At 69.5% G+C, this 17,528-nt stretch carries 16 protein-coding genes; 6 read left to right on the plus strand and 10 right to left on the minus strand.

Features of this window, described 5'->3' with window-relative positions; translation table 11 throughout:
* The 4 genes from eda to zwf all read right to left on the minus strand — a co-directional run bounded on the left by eda (position 1) and on the right by zwf (position 4,666).
* Complete coding sequence (gene eda / locus BHE75_RS20710) at positions 1 to 612, minus strand: bifunctional 4-hydroxy-2-oxoglutarate aldolase/2-dehydro-3-deoxy-phosphogluconate aldolase (RefSeq protein ID WP_070936217.1); 612 nt, start codon at positions 610 to 612, stop codon at positions 1 to 3.
* A 76-nt stretch (positions 613 to 688) separates the two neighbouring features.
* Positions 689 to 2,512, minus strand: a complete 1,824-nt coding sequence (gene edd / locus BHE75_RS20715) for a phosphogluconate dehydratase (protein ID WP_070935187.1) — start codon at positions 2,510 to 2,512, stop codon at positions 689 to 691.
* Positions 2,509 to 3,216 carry a 6-phosphogluconolactonase gene (pgl, locus tag BHE75_RS20720; RefSeq protein ID WP_070935189.1) on the minus strand — a complete coding sequence of 236 codons (708 nt, stop codon included), beginning with the start codon at positions 3,214 to 3,216 and terminating at the stop codon, positions 2,509 to 2,511. Before pgl ends, edd begins: the two co-directional genes overlap by 4 nt.
* On the minus strand, positions 3,209 to 4,666 hold the full coding sequence (zwf, locus tag BHE75_RS20725; RefSeq protein WP_070935191.1) for a glucose-6-phosphate dehydrogenase: 1,458 nt from the start codon (positions 4,664 to 4,666) through the stop codon (positions 3,209 to 3,211). Before zwf ends, pgl begins: the two co-directional genes overlap by 8 nt.
* Positions 4,667 to 4,796: 130 nt before the next feature.
* Between zwf and BHE75_RS20730 the strand changes: the two genes are divergently transcribed.
* On the plus strand, positions 4,797 to 6,203 hold the full coding sequence (locus tag BHE75_RS20730) for an MATE family efflux transporter (protein ID WP_070935193.1): 1,407 nt from the start codon (positions 4,797 to 4,799) through the stop codon (positions 6,201 to 6,203).
* Here the strand turns inward: BHE75_RS20730 and BHE75_RS20735 are convergent.
* Together BHE75_RS20735 and BHE75_RS20740 are read right to left on the minus strand one after the other, a co-directional pair.
* A complete protein-coding gene (locus tag BHE75_RS20735; RefSeq protein WP_070935196.1) occupies positions 6,178 to 6,831 on the minus strand; it encodes a glutathione S-transferase family protein in 654 nt (217 codons plus the stop codon). The genes BHE75_RS20730 and BHE75_RS20735 overlap by 26 nt on opposite strands.
* An 83-nt stretch (positions 6,832 to 6,914) precedes the next feature.
* Complete coding sequence (locus BHE75_RS20740; protein ID WP_070935199.1) at positions 6,915 to 8,192, minus strand: MFS transporter; 1,278 nt, start codon at positions 8,190 to 8,192, stop codon at positions 6,915 to 6,917.
* A gap of 116 nt (positions 8,193 to 8,308) precedes the next feature.
* Between BHE75_RS20740 and BHE75_RS20745 the strand changes: the two genes are divergently transcribed.
* Positions 8,309 to 8,818, plus strand: a complete 510-nt coding sequence (locus BHE75_RS20745) for a hypothetical protein (RefSeq protein ID WP_070935200.1) — start codon at positions 8,309 to 8,311, stop codon at positions 8,816 to 8,818.
* Positions 8,819 to 8,830: 12 nt separating this feature from the next.
* Here BHE75_RS20745 and BHE75_RS20750 read toward each other — a convergent pair whose 3' ends face one another.
* Together BHE75_RS20750 and BHE75_RS20755 are read right to left on the minus strand one after the other, a co-directional pair.
* On the minus strand, positions 8,831 to 9,316 hold the full coding sequence (locus tag BHE75_RS20750; RefSeq protein ID WP_015458615.1) for a DUF2721 domain-containing protein: 486 nt from the start codon (positions 9,314 to 9,316) through the stop codon (positions 8,831 to 8,833).
* A 79-nt stretch (positions 9,317 to 9,395) separates the two neighbouring features.
* Entirely contained in the window at positions 9,396 to 10,472 is a 1,077-nt protein-coding gene (locus BHE75_RS20755; protein ID WP_070935202.1) for an alkene reductase, read from the minus strand.
* 56 nt (positions 10,473 to 10,528) lie between these two features.
* Between BHE75_RS20755 and BHE75_RS20760 the strand changes: the two genes are divergently transcribed.
* From BHE75_RS20760 to feoB, 4 genes are all read left to right on the plus strand, one after another.
* Positions 10,529 to 11,464, plus strand: coding sequence for a DMT family transporter (locus BHE75_RS20760; RefSeq protein WP_191225234.1), 936 nt, complete (start codon positions 10,529 to 10,531; stop codon positions 11,462 to 11,464).
* A 43-nt stretch (positions 11,465 to 11,507) separates the two neighbouring features.
* Positions 11,508 to 12,170: a COQ9 family protein gene (locus tag BHE75_RS20765; RefSeq protein ID WP_070936219.1), complete on the plus strand. Its 663-nt coding sequence runs from the start codon at positions 11,508 to 11,510 to the stop codon at positions 12,168 to 12,170.
* 63 nt (positions 12,171 to 12,233) lie between these two features.
* On the plus strand, positions 12,234 to 12,482 hold the full coding sequence (locus tag BHE75_RS20770; protein ID WP_084653402.1) for a FeoA family protein: 249 nt from the start codon (positions 12,234 to 12,236) through the stop codon (positions 12,480 to 12,482).
* Positions 12,479 to 14,335, plus strand: a complete 1,857-nt coding sequence (feoB, locus tag BHE75_RS20775; protein ID WP_070935207.1) for a ferrous iron transporter B — start codon at positions 12,479 to 12,481, stop codon at positions 14,333 to 14,335. Before BHE75_RS20770 ends, feoB begins: the two co-directional genes overlap by 4 nt.
* Positions 14,336 to 14,366: 31 nt before the next feature.
* Here feoB and gltX read toward each other — a convergent pair whose 3' ends face one another.
* Together gltX and BHE75_RS20785 are read right to left on the minus strand one after the other, a co-directional pair.
* Positions 14,367 to 15,701, minus strand: a complete 1,335-nt coding sequence (gltX, locus tag BHE75_RS20780) for a glutamate--tRNA ligase (RefSeq protein ID WP_070935209.1) — start codon at positions 15,699 to 15,701, stop codon at positions 14,367 to 14,369.
* A gap of 58 nt (positions 15,702 to 15,759) precedes the next feature.
* Complete coding sequence (locus tag BHE75_RS20785) at positions 15,760 to 17,412, minus strand: NAD+ synthase (RefSeq protein ID WP_070935211.1); 1,653 nt, start codon at positions 17,410 to 17,412, stop codon at positions 15,760 to 15,762.
* Positions 17,413 to 17,528: the final 116 nt, after the last annotated feature.

The raw sequence follows: 17,528 nt of genomic DNA on the forward strand, positions 1-17,528 counted from the left end.
TCAGCCGCGCAGCGCGGAGGCCGCGCGGGCGGCGGCCTCGATCGCCACGCGATCGGGCTCGCCCTTGCCGACCACCCAGCTGCCGCCGACGCACTTCACGGCCGGGATGGCGAGCCAGTCCGGCGCGGTCTTCTCCGTGATCCCGCCGGTGGGGCAGAAGCGGACGGTGTGAAAGGGAGCGGCCAGCGCCTTCAGGGCGGGAATGCCGCCATTGGCTTCCGCCGGGAAGAATTTGAAGCGGGTGAGGCCGAGATCGAGGCCGCGCATGATATCGGCGGAGGTGGCGATGCCCGGCAGGAAGGGAATGCCGCTGGTGATCGCCGCGCGGCCGAGCGCCTTGGTGAGGCCGGGACTGACGATGAAGCGCGCGCCGGCATCCACCGCCTGTTCGAGCTGATCGGCGTTGAGCACGGTGCCGGCGCCGACCACGGCGCCCTCCACCTTCGCCATCTCGCGGATCACATCCAGCGCGGCGGGCGTGCGCAGCGTCACTTCCAGCGCGCGCAGGCCGCCGGCCACCAGCGCCTCGGCGATCGGGCGGGCATGGGCCACATCCTCCACCACCAGCACGGGGACCACGGGCGCCAGCTCCATCACGTCATCGATATTCATCTTCGGTCCTTGGTCCTTCTGCATGCTCTTCGGGCCGGGCAGGCCCGTCAGGATAGATGGCGATCAGCGCCCCCGATCACAGGCCGGCGCTCGCCAGCATGGCGGAGGCGCCTTGTTCGGCGCCGTCGGCGGAGTGGCGCATGAAGGCGAAGAGTTCGCGGCCGGTGCCTGGCTGGGCGCGGGGCGGGGCGGCTTCGGGGCGGGATGCCCATTCGGCCTCGTCGACCAGCGCCTGCAGCGTGCCGGTGGCGGCGCAGACGCGGACGACATCGCCGTCGCGCAGCCGCGCCAGCGGGCCGCCGCCAAGCGCTTCCGGCGTGATGTGGATCGCGGCCGGCACCTTGCCCGACGCCCCCGACATCCGCCCGTCCGTCACCAGCGCCACCTTGAACCCCTTGTCCTGCAGCACGCCCAAAGGCGGCGTCAGCTTGTGCAGTTCCGGCATGCCGTTGGCGCGCGGGCCCTGGAAGCGCACCACCACCACCACGTCGCGATCCAGCTCGCCCGCCTTGAACGCCCGGTTCACATCGTCCTGGTCGTGGAACACCCGCGCCGGCGCCTCGATCGTCCAGCGGGACGGATCGACCGCGCTCGTCTTCATCGTCGCCCGGCCGAGATTGCCCTGGAGCAGCCGCATCCCGCCATCCGGCTGGAACGGATCGGCCACCGGCCGCAGCATCTGCGGGTCCAGGGGATCGGCCGGCGCCGGCTGCCAGGCGAGGCTGTCGCCCGCCAGCACCGGATCGGCCGCATAAGCGCGCAGCCCCCCCTGCCAGATGGTGAGGATATCGCCATGGAGCAGGCCCGCATCGAGCAGGGTCGAGATCACATAGGCCATGCCGCCGGCCGCCTGGAAATGGTTCACGTCGCCCGATCCGTTGGGATAGACGCGCGCGATCAGCGGCACCGCCGAGGACAGCCGGTCGAGATCCTCCCAGTCGATGACGATGCCCGCCGCCCGCGCGATCGCCGGCAGGTGGATGGCGTGGTTGGTCGATCCGCCCGTCGCCAGCAGGCCGACCGCGGCGTTGACGATCGCCTTCTCGTCGATCACGCGGCCGATCGGGCGGTAATCCTCGCCGCCCCAGCCGATCGCCGCCAGGCGGTGGACGGCGGCGCGCGTCACTTCCTGCCGCAGCTTGGTGCCCGGATTGATGAAGGCCGCGCCCGGCACGTGCAGGCCCATCACCTCCATCATCATCTGGTTGGAATTGGCCGTGCCGTAGAAGGTGCAGGTGCCGGCATCGTGATAGGAGGCGGCCTCCGCCTCCAGCAGCTCCGCCCGGCCGACCTTGCCTTCGGCATAAAGCTGGCGGACGCGCTGCTTCTCCTTGTTGGCCAGCCCCGAGGGCATCGGCCCGGCCGGCACCAGCACCATCGGCAGATGGCCGAAGCGCAGCGCGCCGATCAGCAGGCCCGGCACGATCTTGTCGCAGATGCCGAGCAGGGCCGCGCCCNCGAACATGCCGTGGCNCAGCGCCACCGCCGTCGACAGGGCGATCACGTCGCGGCTGAACAGCGACAGCTCCATGCCGCGCTGCCCTTGCGTCNCCCCGTCGCACATCGCCGGCACCCCGCCCGCCACCTGCGCGGTGATCCCCGCCTCGCGCGCCCAGAGCTTCATCCGCTCCGGATAGCCGCCATAAGGCTGATGGGCCGAAAGCATGTCGTTATAGGCGGTGACGATCCCGACGTTCATCGCCCCGCCCGCCCGGATCGCGGGCTTGTCCGCCCCCGACGCCGCGAAACCGTGCGCCAGGTTGCCGCACGACAGACGCGGACGATCCACCCCGCCATCCCGCTCCCGCTCGATCAGCTCCAGATACGCCCGACGCCCCGCCGCCGACCGCTCCACCACCCGAGACGTAACTGACGATATAATCGGGTGAAGATCAGTCATGCCGCGGACCAGTGGATATCGATCGGCTGTTCGGCATCGGCCAGCACCCGGCCGATCGGCACGGTCGAAAGCGGGCCGTCCGCAATCGCCTTTTCCAGCACCTTGCGCTTGGCGTCGCCGGAAAGCGTGATGAGGATGGTGCGCGCCGAAAGGATCGCCGCGCGGGTCAGCGTGACGCGGGCGACGGGGGCCTCGGGCGGCAGCGGATCGGGCAGCACGCCCACCGCGCGGCGCGCCTTGGGGCCGTTCAGCGCCTCGTCCAGATCCGGCCCGGCGAAGATCGAGGCGGTATGCCCGTCCGCGCCCATGCCCAGCCAGACGAGATCGGGCGGCCAGTGCAGATCCTGCAGCCGCGCGTCGGCGGCCTTGCCGGCCGCGTGATGATCGGTCGCGGCCTCGCTGACGATCGGCATCACCCGCGCGCCCAGCGGCAGGAAGGTGCGCGCGATCATCGCGACATTGCTCAGCGGATCATTGACCGCCACCAGCCGATCGTCGGTGGGAATGATGGTGACGTTCTTCCACTTGATCTTCGCGTTCGCCAGCTTCGCGAAGACCGGCGCGGGCGTCTTGCCGCCCGGCAGCGCGATCAGGGCCTGGCCGCGGGCGTCCAGTGCGCTTTCGATGATGAAGCCGACGTCGCCGGCGACGGCATCGGCCATCTCATCGGCATCGTCATAATCCCACCATTCCGCTTCAATCATGCCAACTCACTCCGTCACGTTCGGTCAGCGCTATCGCCGCCGACGGGCCCCAGGTGCCCGCCGGATAGCTCTTGGGCGTCATCCCGTTCGCCGTCCAGCCATCGCGGATCGCATCGACCCATTCCCATTGCGCCTCCACCTCGTCGCGGCGGACGAACAGGGTGGGATCGCCCTCGATCAGGTCGAGCAGCAGCCGTTCATAGGCGATGCGCCGCCGGCTGCCGGCGAAGGCGGTGGTGAGCGAAAGATCGAGCGGCACCTCGCGCAGGCGGATGCCCTCGCGATCGAGGCCGGGCTCCTTCGCCATCACCAGCAGGCGGATCTCCTCCTCGGGCTGGAGGCGGATGACGAGCTTGTTGGCATGCACCCGGCCGCCGCGCTCGGCGAACATCGAATGCGGCACGGGGCGGAACTGGATGATGATCTCCGACTGGCGGTTGGGCATGCGCTTGCCGGTGCGCAGGTAGAAGGGCACGCCCTTCCAGCGCCAGTTATCGACATGCGCCTTCAGGGCGACGAAGGTCTCCGTATCCGAAGGCCGGCCCAGCTCCTCGACATAGCCGGGCACCGGCACGCCGCCGACCGCACCCTTGGCATATTGGCCGATCACCGTGTGGGTGAGCGCGGTCTCGCGATCGATCGGGCGGAGCGAGCGCAGCACCTTCACCTTCTCGTCGCGCACGGCGCGGGCATCGAAATGGGCGGGCGGCTCCATGGCGACCAGGGCGAGCAGCTGGAGCATATGGTTCTGCACCATGTCGCGCAGGCTGCCCGATCCGTCGAAATAGGCGGTCCGGCCTTCGAGGCCGACGGTTTCCGATACGGTGATCTGGACATGCTCGATCCCGGCGGCGTTCCACAGCGGCTCGAACATCAGGTTGGCGAAGCGCAGCGCCAGCAGGTTCTGGACGGTTTCCTTGCCGAGATAATGGTCGATGCGGAAGGTCCTGGCCTCGGGGAAGACCGCCGCCACCGCATCGTTGATCGCCCGGCTGGAGGCGAGATCGGTGCCGAGCGGCTTTTCCAGCCCGATGCGAACGTTGTCACCGGCCAGACCAGCGGCGGCGAGGCCGGCGATCGTGGGCTCGAACAATTGCGGCGCGGTCGACAGGAAGATGGCGAGATTCTCCCGCGCGGCGCCCACCTTCTTGCCTAGCGCGGCATAGCCTTCCGGGTTGGACGCATCGAGCGGAACATAATGCAGCCGCTTCAGGAAGCCCGGAATCGCATCGCGCGCCATCCGTTCTTCCGGGACATGCTTTTCCAGCGCCTCGCCCGCGAAGGCGCGGTAGCCGGCATCGTCCAGGCCGCTGCGCGCCGTGCCGGTGATGGCGAGATCGGGCGCGATCAGCCCTTCGGCGTGGAGCGCGAACAGCGAGGGCAGCAGCATCCGCTGCGCCAGATCGCCGGTGGCGCCGAACAACAGAAGACCACGCGCTCCACTCGTCATGGGTTTCCTTTTCGATCGGGTAGGCCCGGTCGAACCGGACGCCGGCATATCTGCGCGTTTCGGGCGCATCCGTCAAAGCCCCGGACGGCCCGCGCGTGACAAATTTTCCCGCGCCGATAGAAGGCCCGGCATGAACCGGTCCCCCACCCCCTGGCGCGACGAGATGCGCGCGACGCTGGCGCTGGCGTGGCCGCTGGTCCTGACCAACCTCGCCCAGGCGGCGATCCATGCGACCGACGTGATCCTGCTCGGCCGGCTGGGCGCGCGGCAGCTGGCGGCCGGCGCGCTCGGCACCAACCTGATGATGGCCTGCGTCGTCATCGGCAGCGGGCTGGTGATGGCGGCATCGCCGATGATCGCCAAGGCCGTGGGCGCGCGCTTCAACGCGGTGCGCGACGTCCGGCGCACGGTGCGGCAGACGATGTGGGCGGCCGTCGCGGTGGTCGTCCCCTTATGGCTGCTGCTGTGGCAGGGCGAGCGGGTGCTCCTCCTGCTCGGCCAAGAACCGGCGCTGGCGGCGGACGGCGGGCATTTCCTGCGCGCGATGATGTGGGGGCTGCTGCCCTACATGTTCTATCTGGTGCTGCGCGTGTTCGTCGCCGCGCTGGAACGGCCGGCCTGGTCGCTGGTGATCGCGGTGGGCGGCGTGATCGCCAATGCCGTCATCAATTACGGGCTAGTGCTGGGCGGATTCGGCATGCCGCAGCTGGGCCTTGTCGGCGCCGGCCTGGGATCGACCATCGCCAACAGCCTGATGTTCGTGGGGCTGGCGACGGTGGTGAGCGTGCATCCGCGCTTCCGCCGTTTCCACCTGTTCGGCCATTTCTGGCGGGCGGACTGGCCGCGCTTCCGCGCCGTCTGGCGGCTGGGGCTGCCGATCGCGATCACGCTGGGGCTGGAGGTGACGGTGTTCAACGCCGCCATGTTCCTGATGGGGCTGCTGGGGCAGGACCCGCTGGCCGCGCACGCCATCGCCATCCAGATCGCCAGCGTCACCTTCATGGTGCCGCTGGGGCTGGCGCAGGCGGCGACGGTGCGGGTGGGGCTGGCGGTGGGGCGGCACGACCGGATCGCGATCGGCCGCGCCGGCTGGACGGCCTGGGCGATGGGCGTGGGCTTCATGGGCCTGACCGCGATCCTGATGATCACCGCACCCCGGCTGCTGATCGGCATCTTCCTGGATGCCCACAACCCCGCCAATGCCGAGGTGGTGAGGCTCGCCATATCCTATCTGGCGCTGGCGGCGCTGTTCCAGATCGTCGACGGCGCGCAGGCGGTGGGCGCGGGCATGCTGCGCGGCCTGCATGACACGACGGTGCCGATGCTGTTCGCGCTGGTCGGCTACTGGCTGATCGGGCTGGCCTTCGGCGCTTGGCTGGCCTTCCACGCCGGCTGGGCGGGGGTCGGCATATGGACGGGCCTCGCGCTCGGCCTCGCCATTGTCGCCGTGCTGATGACGGCGCGCTGGGCCTTGCGCGAGCGGATCGGGCTGGTCGATGCCGGCCCCGCCGTCAGCCGATCGACGGGCGGCCGGTGAATATCGCGAGCTGATCGGCGAAGGCGCGCTTATAGGCCGGCCGCGCCTCGCCGCGGGCGACATAAGCGGAAAGGTTGGGATGTTCCTCCAGCAGGCCCGATCCATTCAGCCTGCGCAGCACCGTCACCATCAGCAGGTCGCCGGCGCTGAACGCATCGTCGAGCCAGTCGGCATCGCCGAGCTGGCTGGAAAGTTCGGCCAGCCGGCCACGAACGCGATCCTCGAGGAGAGGCAGGCGTTCCTCGTGCCAGCTCTTGCCGGCCTCCAGGAGCACGGCCATCGCCCGGTCGACGATCGGCGGCTCAACCGTGTTGAGCGCGGCAAACATCCAGGCGATCGCGCGTGCCCGACCGTTCGTGTCGTCCGGCAGCAGGCCGGCATGATGCTCCGCGATGTGCAGCACGATGGCCCCGGACTCGAACAGGGCGAGGTCGCCTTCCTCATAGGTCGGAATCTGCCCGAAGGGGTGAAGCGCGCGATGCGCCGGCTCCTTCATCGCATCGAACGAAAGCAGGCGGACGTCGTAAGGCTGGCCCGTTTCTTCGAGCGCCCAGCGAACGCGCATGTCGCGCGCCAGCCCCCGGCCGCGATCGGGGGAGCGTTCGAAGGCGGTGATGGTGATGGTCATCGAAGGCCTCCGTATGGCCGCACGATGCGCGGCAAGGCGGCCCTCTGGCAACCGGAAGCCGATCGGCCGCCTTCCTCCCCGGATCAGTCGTCCGAAATCTGGCTGATCCGGCGGGTATCGGGCAGCGCCACGAAGGCGATGAGCGCGATCGCGATCCCGGCGGAGACATACCAGTAGAAGGCTTCCTCGACGCCCGCATTCTTGAGCCACAGGGCGACATATTCGGCGGTGCCGCCGAAGGCGGTGTTGGCGAGCGCATAAGGCAGCGCCACGCCGAGCGTGCGGATATGGGCGGGATAAAGCTCCGCCTTGGTGATCGGGCCGACGGACGTGTAGGCCGACATCAAGGTGAGCGGGATCAGCGCCAGCCAGAAGGCGGTCACGGGATCGCCCGCATCCGCCAACGCGTGGAAGATCGGCACCGTCGTGACCGCGCCGGTGACGCCGAAGAAGATCATCTGCGGCTTGCGGCCGATCCTGTCCGACAGCCAGCCCCAGAACGGCTGCTGGAGCATGAAGACGGCGAGCGCGGCGGCCGTGATCGCGGTCGCCTGCGGCCGGGAGAAGCCGGCGCTGTTGACCAGGAATTTCTGGAGGTAGGTGGTATAGGCATAGAAAGCGAGCGTGCCGCCAATCGTCATCGCCACGATCATCAGCGTCGCGCGGCGATGCCCGGCCCAGAGGTTGCGCGCGGAGGATGCGGGCGTCGCGGCGCGATCGATCGCGGCGAACTGCCGGGTTTCGGCCAGGCCCCGGCGGAACAGGAACACGCCCAGCGCCAGCACCGCCCCCAAAGCGAAGGGGATGCGCCAGCCCCAGGCTTCCAGCGCCGCCTCGTCCAGCAGCGCCTGCAGGACGATGAGGACGCCAAGCGCCGCGAGCTGGCCGCCGATCAGCGTGACATATTGGAAGCTGGACCAGAAACCCCGCCGTTCGGCCGTCGCCATTTCGCTGAGATAGGTGGAGCTGGCGCCGAACTCGCCGCCCACGCTCAGCCCCTGCAGCATGCGCGCGAACACCAGCAGCACCGGCGCCGCCCAGCCGGCGGCGGCATAAGTGGGCGCGAGCGCGATCAGCAGCGATCCCGCACACATCAGCCCCACCGACAGGGCCAGCCCCGCCTTGCGGCCATGGCGATCGCCATAGATGCCCATCGCCCACGCCCCCACCGGCCGCATGATGAAGCCGACCGCGAAGATCGCGGCGGTGTTCATCAGCTGGATGGTGGGATTGTCCTCCGGGAAAAAGGCCGGCGCGAAATAGATGCTGAGCGAGGCATAGGCGAACCAGTCATACCATTCGACGAAATTGCCCGCCGATCCGCCGATGATCGATCTCAACCGCCGTGCGCCGTGCGCCATTCACCATCCCCTGCCCTTTTCAGCACGGATATGACGGGGATAGGCCGGCCGGGCAATCCGATCGGGTGCGACAGACAGGGCTTTTCAGATGCGCCGAGATCGATCATTCCGCTGACATGGCTGGGTTCCCGCTTTCCTTCCGCGCCGCGCTGACGGCAATCGCCCTGCTGGCCGTCGCCGGATGCGTCGCCCCCGAGGCCCCTCCCCCGCCACCCCCGCCGGCCCCCGCGCCTCCACCGCCCCCGCCGCCCCTGGCCTGGGAGGATGCGCCGCTGACGCCGGGCGACTGGCGCTATGATCGCGGCACGGCGCGCTTCGGCGTGGCCGGGCAGCCGGCGGAGCTGGTGCTAGCCTGCCAGGCCGATCGCACGATCCTGCTTTCGCGCGCCGCGCCGGCGGGAAGCACGGCGAACGGGATCGACGTGACGACCAGCTACGGCAAGCGCCGCTTGCCCGCGACGCCGACCGCGCAAGGGCCGACCGCCCGGCTGACGGCATCGGATGGCCTGCTGGACTGGATGGCCTTCAGCCGCGGCAGCTTCCGCATCGACACGGAAGGCCTGCCCGCGCTCACCATCCCCGCCTGGGCGGAAGTGGCGCGGGTGGTGGAGGATTGCCGCAAATAACCGGGCGCAGGATCAGCGCCGCCAGCTCCGCCGGTTGGTGCGCTGTTCCAGCAGCTCCTCGCGCACGCGGATGGTGAGCAGCGCCACGCGCACCTCGATCAGGAACAGGAACAGGCCCGATACCAGCAGCAGCATCGCCGCGATGAAGCCGAATGCCATCGTCCGCGCGAAGCCCAGGCTGGTGAGATCGGCGATGAACAGGCCGGCCACCACCGCGCAGATCAGCGCCGCGCTGGCCGTGCAGAGGAAGATCGCCATGTTGGCGAGCATGATCCGCCGGTCGAGCAGCCGCAGCTCATGCACCTGCGCCTCGTGATCGGGATGATCGGTGGGGGTGAATTCGCGCGCGAGCTGGCGGGCGCGATCGACGACGCGGGCGAGCCGGCCGGCCAGCACGTTGAGGATGCTGCCGATGCCCGCCAGCAGGAAGACGGGCGCCACGGCAAGCTGGATGGTGTGCGCGATTTCCGCGACGGCGACGTTGGATGGCGGCAGCATCCCCGCAGGATTGCGGGCGCCGCGACCGGCCGTCAAGCGCCGCCGCGGCGATGGCGGCGGCGCCGTATCCGATCAGCCATCAGGCGACGGCGGGGTAATCCGTATAGCCTTCGCTGCCCTGGCTGTACCAGGTGCGCGGATCATCCTTCTGCAAGGGCAGGCCGTTCGCCAGCCGGTGGGGGAGATCCGGGTTGGCGAGGAAGGTGCGGCCGAAGCTGACGGCATCGGCGATCCCATCGTCCAGCAACGCCTGCGCGGTATCGCCGACATAATCGGAATTGAGCACCAGCGGGCCGGAGAAGGCCTTGCGGATCAACGGCGCCACCGCCGGCCGATCCGATGCGCCGAAGGTGCCCTGGGGGCCGGGCTCGCGCAGTTCGAGGAAGGCGAGGCCGAAGCCGTCGAGCGCGGCACCGGCGGCCGTGAACAGCGCGTTCTGGTCGCTGTCGTCCACGCCCTGGATCTCGCCATTGGGCGAGAGCCGGACGGCCGTGCGGCCCGCGCCCGCGACGCCGGCCAGCGCCTCCACCACTTCGGCGAGCAGGCGGATGCGGTTGGCGACGGGGCCGCCATAGGCATCGTCGCGATGGTTGGAATTGTCGCGCAGGAACTGATCGATCAGATAGCCATTGGCAGCGTGGAGCTGGACGCCATCGAAGCCGGCGGCCAGCGCGTTGCGCGCGGCGCGGGCATAATCGTCGATCAGCCGGGGAATCTCGTCGAGCCTGAGCGCGCGCGCCTCGGCATAAGGCTGCTTGCCGTCATAGGTGTGCGCCTTGCCGGGCGCGGTGGTCGCGGATGCCGATACCGGCGCGGCGCCGCCGATGAAGCTCGGATGGACGATGCGGCCCATGTGCCAGAGCTGGGCGAAGATGCGCCCGCCCGCCTTGTGGACCGCCTCCGTCACGGGCTTCCACGCTTCCACCTGCCGGTCGCTCCACAGGCCGGGGGCGAACGGCCAGCCGGTGCCTTCCTGGCTGATGCCGGTCGCTTCCGACAGGATCAGGCCGGCGCTGGCGCGCTGGGCATAATATTCCGCCATGATCGGCGTCGGCACATGATCGCCGGTGGCGCGCGCGCGGGTGAGCGGCGCCATCAGGATACGGTTCGGCGCTTCCACAGCGCCCAGGCGGATGGGATCGAACAGCGACGGCATGGCTTAGGTCCCTTTTTGAAACTGGACTGCACCGACATAGGCAGCCAGATGGCGCGATGCACGATTCGGATGCGTCAAGATTAACTTCTGCGGAAGAAAGCCGGGAACGGGGTGACGGCGGGCGCGGTCGTGGCCGGGCGTTGGCCTTCGCCGCGATGGTGGCGGCGAACGTCGCGCTGGCCTTCGGCGCCTGGTTCGTGCGGCTGGCCGATGTCGGCCCGGTGGCGGCGGGATTCTGGCGGCTGGCGATCGCGGCGCCGCTGCTGCTGATCCTCTGCCGGGCGGCGGGCCAGCCGGTGCCGGCGATGCCGCGCCGGCTGTGGGCGGTGCTGGCGTGCGGCGGCTTCTTCTTCGCCGCCGACCTCGCATCCTGGCATGTCGGCATCCTCCACACGACGCTGGCCAACGCCACCCTGTTCGGCAACATCACCAGCCTGACCTTCCCGATCTACGGCTTCATCATCGCCCGCGCGATGCCGGGACGGACGCAGATATTCGCGCTGATCCTGGCGGCGGCCGGCGCGGTGCTGCTGATGGGCCGATCCTACCAGCTTTCGCCGCAGAATCTGGTGGGCGACCTGCTCTGCATCCTCGCCGGCATCCTCTACACCTTCTATCTCGTCGCGGTGGGCGCGGCGCGCGGGCGGCTGGCGCCGCTGCCGACGATCGCGCTTTCGACCCTGTTCGGCACGCTGCCGCTGCTCATCTTCGCCATGCTGATGGGCGAGGCGGTCCGGCCCGGCAACTGGACGCCGCTGCTGCTGCTGGCGATCGGCAGCCAGGTGATCGGCCAGGGGCTGATCGTCTATGCGATCGGCCATCTGCCGCCGCTGGTGATCGGCATCGGCCTGCTGATCCAGCCGGTGGTGGCGGCCGCCGTCGGCTGGATCGCCTATGGCGAGCGGCTGGGCGTGGTGGACGGCATCGGCGCGGTCGCCATCGCCGTCGCCCTGGTGCTGGTGCGCCGGCCCGATCGATCGCGCCCGGCCTGACGCCGCTGTTGGCGTGCGCGGCGCACCGGCCTATGCTCCGCCCATGACCGAGACCGCACCCGACCTCACGCTCGACGAAATCCGCCAGGCGCTGGCGCCGCGCCTCGCCCGCCACGCCGCCTTCGACGGCTGGAGCGCCGCGGCGCTGGACGCCGCCGGGGCGGAGATCGGCCTGCCGCCGGGGCAGGCGGCGCTCGCCTTCCGCGGCGGCGCGGTCGCGATGATCGACGCCTGGTTTGCTTATGTCGACCGGACGATGGCGCAAAGGCTGCCGGGCGAGACGCTGGCGGCGATGAAGATCCGCGAGCGAATCTCGGCGCTGGTCACCACCCGGCTCGAACTGGTCGATCCCGACCGCGAGGCGCTGCGCCGCGCGCTTTCCATCCTCGCCCGCCCCGCCCATGCCGCCCACGGCGCGAAGCTGGGCTGGCGCGCCGCCGATGCGATGTGGCGGGCGGCCGGCGATACCACCACCGACTTCGCTTATTATACCAAGCGGGCGACGCTGGCCGCTGTCTATGGCGCGACCCTGCTCGCCTTCCTCGACGACGAGAGCGAGGATTTCGCCGACACTCGCGCCTTCCTGGCCCGGCGGATCGACAATGTGATGCGGTTCGAGAAATTGAAGGCGCAGTTGAAGCCCGATCCCGATCGCCATTTCAGCCCGGCGCGCTTCCTGGGCCGGCTGCGTTATCCTGTGCGGTGACGATCGGGCTGGCCTTTTCCCCGTCCTATTGATAATCACTCGCAGAATATTGACTTGCGGGTGATGATCTTGCGTCTCGATGAACTGCCGCTGCGGCGGAACGCCACGGTTTCCGCGATCGACTGGGACGGAATCGGCCCGGCCGAAGCGAAGCGGCTGCGGGAATTCGGTTTCGACGAAGGCGTGGTGGTGCAGAAGCTGCACACCGGCCCCATCGGCAGCGATCCCGTCGCCTGCCGGGTCGGGCGGATGACGGTGGCGCTGCGGCGGCGCGTGGCCCTGGCGATAAGCGTCACCGGCCACGAAGCATGAATCCCCTCCCGCTCGTCGCGCTGGTCGGCAATCCCAATGCCGGCAAAAGCGCCCTTTTCAATGCCCTGACCGGTGCCCGCCAGAAGGTGGGCAATTATCCCGGCGTCACGGTGGAGCGGAAATCGGGCCGCTTCTCGCTGGATGACGGCCGCCCGGTCGAGCTGGTCGACCTGCCCGGCACCTACAGCCTCGATCCCGGCAGTCCGGACGAAGCGGTGACGCGCGACGTCGTGACCGGCCACCAGGCGGGCGAGCGGCCGCCGGCGGCGATCGTGATCGTCGTCGATGCCGGCAATCTGGACAATCATCTGCGCTTCGCGCTCCAGCTCGTCGCCCTCGGCCTGCCGACGGTGATGGCGCTCAACATGGTCGACATGGCCGAACGCGACGGGCTGACCATCGATGCCGAGATGCTCTCGCGCGAGCTGGGCATCCCCGTGGTTCCCACGGTCGCGGTGCGCCGGCGCGGGCTGGACGAGCTGCGCGCCGCGCTCGGCAAGGCGGTGGGATCGAACGCCGCGCCGGAGGTGGCCGAGGCCGCCGAACATTCCAGCTACACCGCGCTCCAGCGGCGCGCGCGCGCCATCGCCGCGGCGGCGACCACGCGGCCCGAGGTGACGCGCGACGCGGCCGAACGGATCGACCGCGTGCTGCTCCACCCGGTGGCGGGCCTCGCCATCCTGCTGGCCCTGCTGTTCGTGATGTTCCAGGCGGTGTTCGCCTGGTCCGAAGCGCCGATCGGCTGGATCGAGGACGGCTTTTCCGTGATCCAGGGCGCCGCGACCGATGCCCTGCCCGCCGGACTGCTGCGATCGCTGGTCGTCGACGGGCTGATCGCCGGCGTCGGATCGGTGGTGGTGTTCCTGCCGCAGATCCTGATCCTGTTCCTGTTCATCCTCGTGCTGGAGGCATCGGGCTACATGGTCCGCGCCGCCTTCCTGATGGACAAATTGATGGCGGGCGTCGGCCTGTCCGGCCGGGCGTTCATCCCGCTCCTCTCCTCCTTCGCCTGCGCCATCCCCGGCATCATGGCGACGCGCACCATCGATGATCCGAAGGACCGGCTGACGACGATCCTGATCGCACCGCTGATGACCTGTTCGGCGCGGTTGCCGGTCTATGCCGTGATCATCGGCGCCTTCATCCCGGCGCGCGACATGGGTTACGGCATCGGCCTGCAGGGGCTGGTGCTGTTCGGCCTCTATATCGCCGGCATCCTGGGCGCGATGGCGGCCGCCTTCATCCTGCGCCGCACGGTGACGCGGGGGGCCGCCGGCACCTTCATGATGGAGTTGCCACGCTACCAGTGGCCGGACCCGCGCGACATCCTGATCGGGCTGGCCCAGCGCGCCTGGATATTCCTGCGCCGCGCCGGCACGCTGATCCTCGCGGCATCGCTGCTGCTGTGGCTGCTCCTCTCCTTCCCGCAGGCGCCGGAGGGGCGGAGCCAGGTGGAATATTCCGCCGCCGGCTGCATCGCATCGGTGCTGGAACCCGTGGTGCGGCCGATCGGCTTCAACCATGAAATCGCGCTGGCGATCATCCCGGCGATGGCCGCGCGCGAGGTGGCGGTGGCGGCGCTCGGCACCGTCTATTCGATCGAATCCGATGACGAGACGGTGCTGGAGCAAACGGTGACGGAGCGGCTGAGCGGACGCTGGCCGCTGCCGACGGCGTTGGCCTTCCTGATGTGGTTCGTGTTCGCGCCGCAATGCCTGTCCACCATCGCGGTGATCCGGCGCGAGACCAATAGCTGGCGCTGGCCGCTGTTCGCGCTCGGCTACCTCTTCGTGCTGGCCTATATCGCGGCAGGCGCGACCTTCTGGACGGCGACCGCGCTGGGGCTGGGATAGGCACGGGGCCGGGAGGCCGGCCCTCCCCCGGTCACCCCGTCGCGCGCAGCCGTTCGATCGCGCGGTCCTTGCCGATCAGCGGCAGCAGCGCGGCCATGTCCGGGCCGTGGTCCCGGCCGGTGAGCGCCTGGCGCAGCGGCAGGAACAGCGCCTTGCCCTTGCGGCCGGTGGCATCCTTCAGCAGCGTCGTCAGCGCCGGCCAGGGATCGCCGGCCCAGTCGAGACCGGCGGCGACGCCGGCCGCCTCGGCCAGATAGGCGCGATCCTGTTCATCGAATGCGGGGACCGCGACCGGGCCTTCGACCACGGCCCACCAGTCCGCCGCATCGGCCACCTTGTCGATATTCGGCCGGATCGCCTGCCAGGCGGCGGCATCCATGCCGGCGGGCAGCCGATCGGCGACGTCCTGATAATGGAGGCGGTGGATGATGCGGGCGTTGAGCGCGGTCAGCTCCTCCAGGTCGAAGCGCGCGGGCGCACGGCCGAAACGGTTGAAATCGAAGGCGTGGAGCAGCTCGTCCACCGTCGCCACCGGCTCGACCGGATCGCTGGTGCCGATGCGCGCCAGCAGCGCCAGCAGCGCCAGCGGCTCGATCCCCATTTCGCGGAAGCCATCGCAGCCGAGCGCGCCGAGGCGCTTGGAAAGCTTGCCCTCGCTGCCGGTCAGCAGCGCCTCGTGCGCGAAGGCCGGCGGCGTGGCGCCCAGCGCCGCGAACATCTGGAGCTGGAGCCCGGTATTGGTGACATGATCCTCGCCGCGCACGACATGGGTGACGTCCATGTCCACATCGTCGATCACGCTGGGCAGCATATAGAGCCAGCTGCCGTCGGCGCGGCGGACGACCGGATCGGACAGCAGCTTCGGATCGAAGCGCTGCGGGCCGCGGATCAGATCGTCCCAGGCGATCGGCTCGTCATGGTCCAGCCGGAAGCGCCAGTGCGGCCGGTGCCCTTCCGCCTCCAGCGCGGCGCGGTCGGCATCGCTCAGCGCCAGCGCCGCGCGGTCATAGACCGGCGGCAGGCCCCGCCCGGCGAGGATCTTGCGCTTGAGGTCCAGTTCCTGCTGGGTCTCATAAGCGGGATAGACCCGCCCCGCCGCGCGCAGCCGATCGAAGGCGGCCTCGTAGAGCGCGAAGCGGCGCGACTGCCGTTCCTCCCCATCGGGCACCAGCCCGAGCCAGCCGAGATCGGCGCGGATCGCCTCGACGAACGCCTCGGTCGATCGTTCGGCATCGGTATCGTCCAGCCGCAGCAGGAAACGGCCGCCCTGCTGGCGCGCGAACAGCCAGTTGTGGAGCGCGGCGCGGATATTGCCGACATGCAGCCGCCCGGTGGGCGACGGGGCGAAACGGGTGGTCACGGTCATGCTTCGATCCGATTGAGCGCCGGCGCGGAGCCGGCAGGAATGGCCAGAACGGGCGCGATCACGCCGTGCGGAAGGCGTTGGTGATCGGGTAGCGCCGGTCGCGCCCGAAATTGCGCGTGCCGAGCTTCACCCCCGGCGGGGCCTGGCGGCGCTTATATTCGGCGATGTAGAGCAGCCGCTCCACCCGCGCGACCGTATCGCGATCGAAGCCGCGCGCGACGAGATCGGCGACCGAAAGCTCCTCCTCCACCAGCCCGCGCAGGATGGGATCGAGCACGTCGTAAGGCGGCAGCGAATCCGAATCCTTCTGGTCGGCGCGCAGCTCCGCCGTCGGCGGCTTGGTGATCACGTTCACCGGCATCACCGGCCCTTCCGGCCCCAGGCCCAGCGACGGGCGATTGGCGTTGCGCCATTCGGACAGCGCGAACACCGTGGTCTTGTAGGCATCCTTCAGCACCGAATAGCCGCCGGCCATGTCGCCATAGATGGTGGCATAGCCCACCGACATCTCGCTCTTGTTGCCGGTGGTGAGCAGCATGTGGCCGAACTTGTTGCTGAGCGCCATCAGGGTGACGCCCCGGATGCGCGACTGGATATTCTCCTCGGCCAGATCGCGCGCGCGGCCGGCGAAGGCGGGGGCCAGCATGGCATCGAAGGCCGTCACCGCCGGCTCGATCGGGATGGTATCGAGCCGCACGCCGAGCAGCCGCGCGCATTCGGCCGCGTCGGACAGGCTTTCGTCGACCGTGAAGCGCGACGGCATCATCACGCACCATACCCGGTCCGCCCCCAGCGCATCGACCGCGACGGCGGCGGAAAGCGCGCTGTCGATGCCGCCGGACAGGCCAAGCACCACGCCGGGGAAGCGGTTGCGGTTCACATAATCGCGCAGCGCGATCATCATCGCGTGGTAAAGATCCGCCGGCGCGGGATCGAGCGCATGGCGCTCCCCCGCCTCGCAGGTCCAGCCGCCCGCGCCCTTGTCCCAGAAAGTGAGCGTTTCGGCGGCTTCCCAATCCGGCATCTGCACCGCGACCGCGCCATCGGCGTTGACGACGAAGGAGGAGCCGTCGAACACCAGCTCATCCTGCCCGCCGACGCGGTTCAGATAGGCGAGCGGCAGCCCCGTCTCCTCCACGCGGCGGCGGACGAGCGCCAGGCGCAGATCGTCCTTGTCCGGCTCATAGGGGCTGCCATTGGGGGCGAGCAGCAGCTCCGCCCCGGCCGCCTTCAGCTGCTCGCACACCTTGGGGAACCAGATATCCTCGCAGATCGGCACGCCGATGCGCACGCCGCGAAAATGGATCGGCTCCGGCGGCGGGCCGGGCATGAACAGCCGCTTTTCGTCGAAGGTGCCGTAATTGGGCAGCTCATGCTTGCGGATCATCGCCGCCACGGCACCGCGATCGAGCAGCGCCATCGCATTGTAGAGCCCGTCGTCGAGCGCGATCACCGTGCCCACGAGCATCGCCGGCCCACCATCGGCGGTGGCGGCCGCGATGCGGTGCAGCTCATCATGCGCGCGGGCGATCAGCGCGGGCTTCAGCACCAGATCCTCGGGCGGATAGCCGATCAGCTGGAGTTCCGGGAACAGGATGAGATCGGCCTCGGGCCAACGATCGCGCACCGCCAGCATGGCATCGGCATTGGCGGTGAGATCGCCCATATTCTGATTGAGCTGGGCGAGCAGGATGGAAAGGCGCATGGTCATGACCCCTGCTTTAGGGCGGGACGGATCGAACGGCCAGAGCGGACCGCCGTTCCATCGAACGCCCTACCCCCTTCCCCCGCGCGCATCTGGCGACTAATAGGCCGCGAAACGCGGCA

This window comes from Edaphosphingomonas haloaromaticamans (assembly GCF_001853345.1).
In the GTDB taxonomy this organism is placed as follows: Bacteria; Pseudomonadota; Alphaproteobacteria; order Sphingomonadales; family Sphingomonadaceae; genus Sphingomonas_E; species Sphingomonas_E fennica.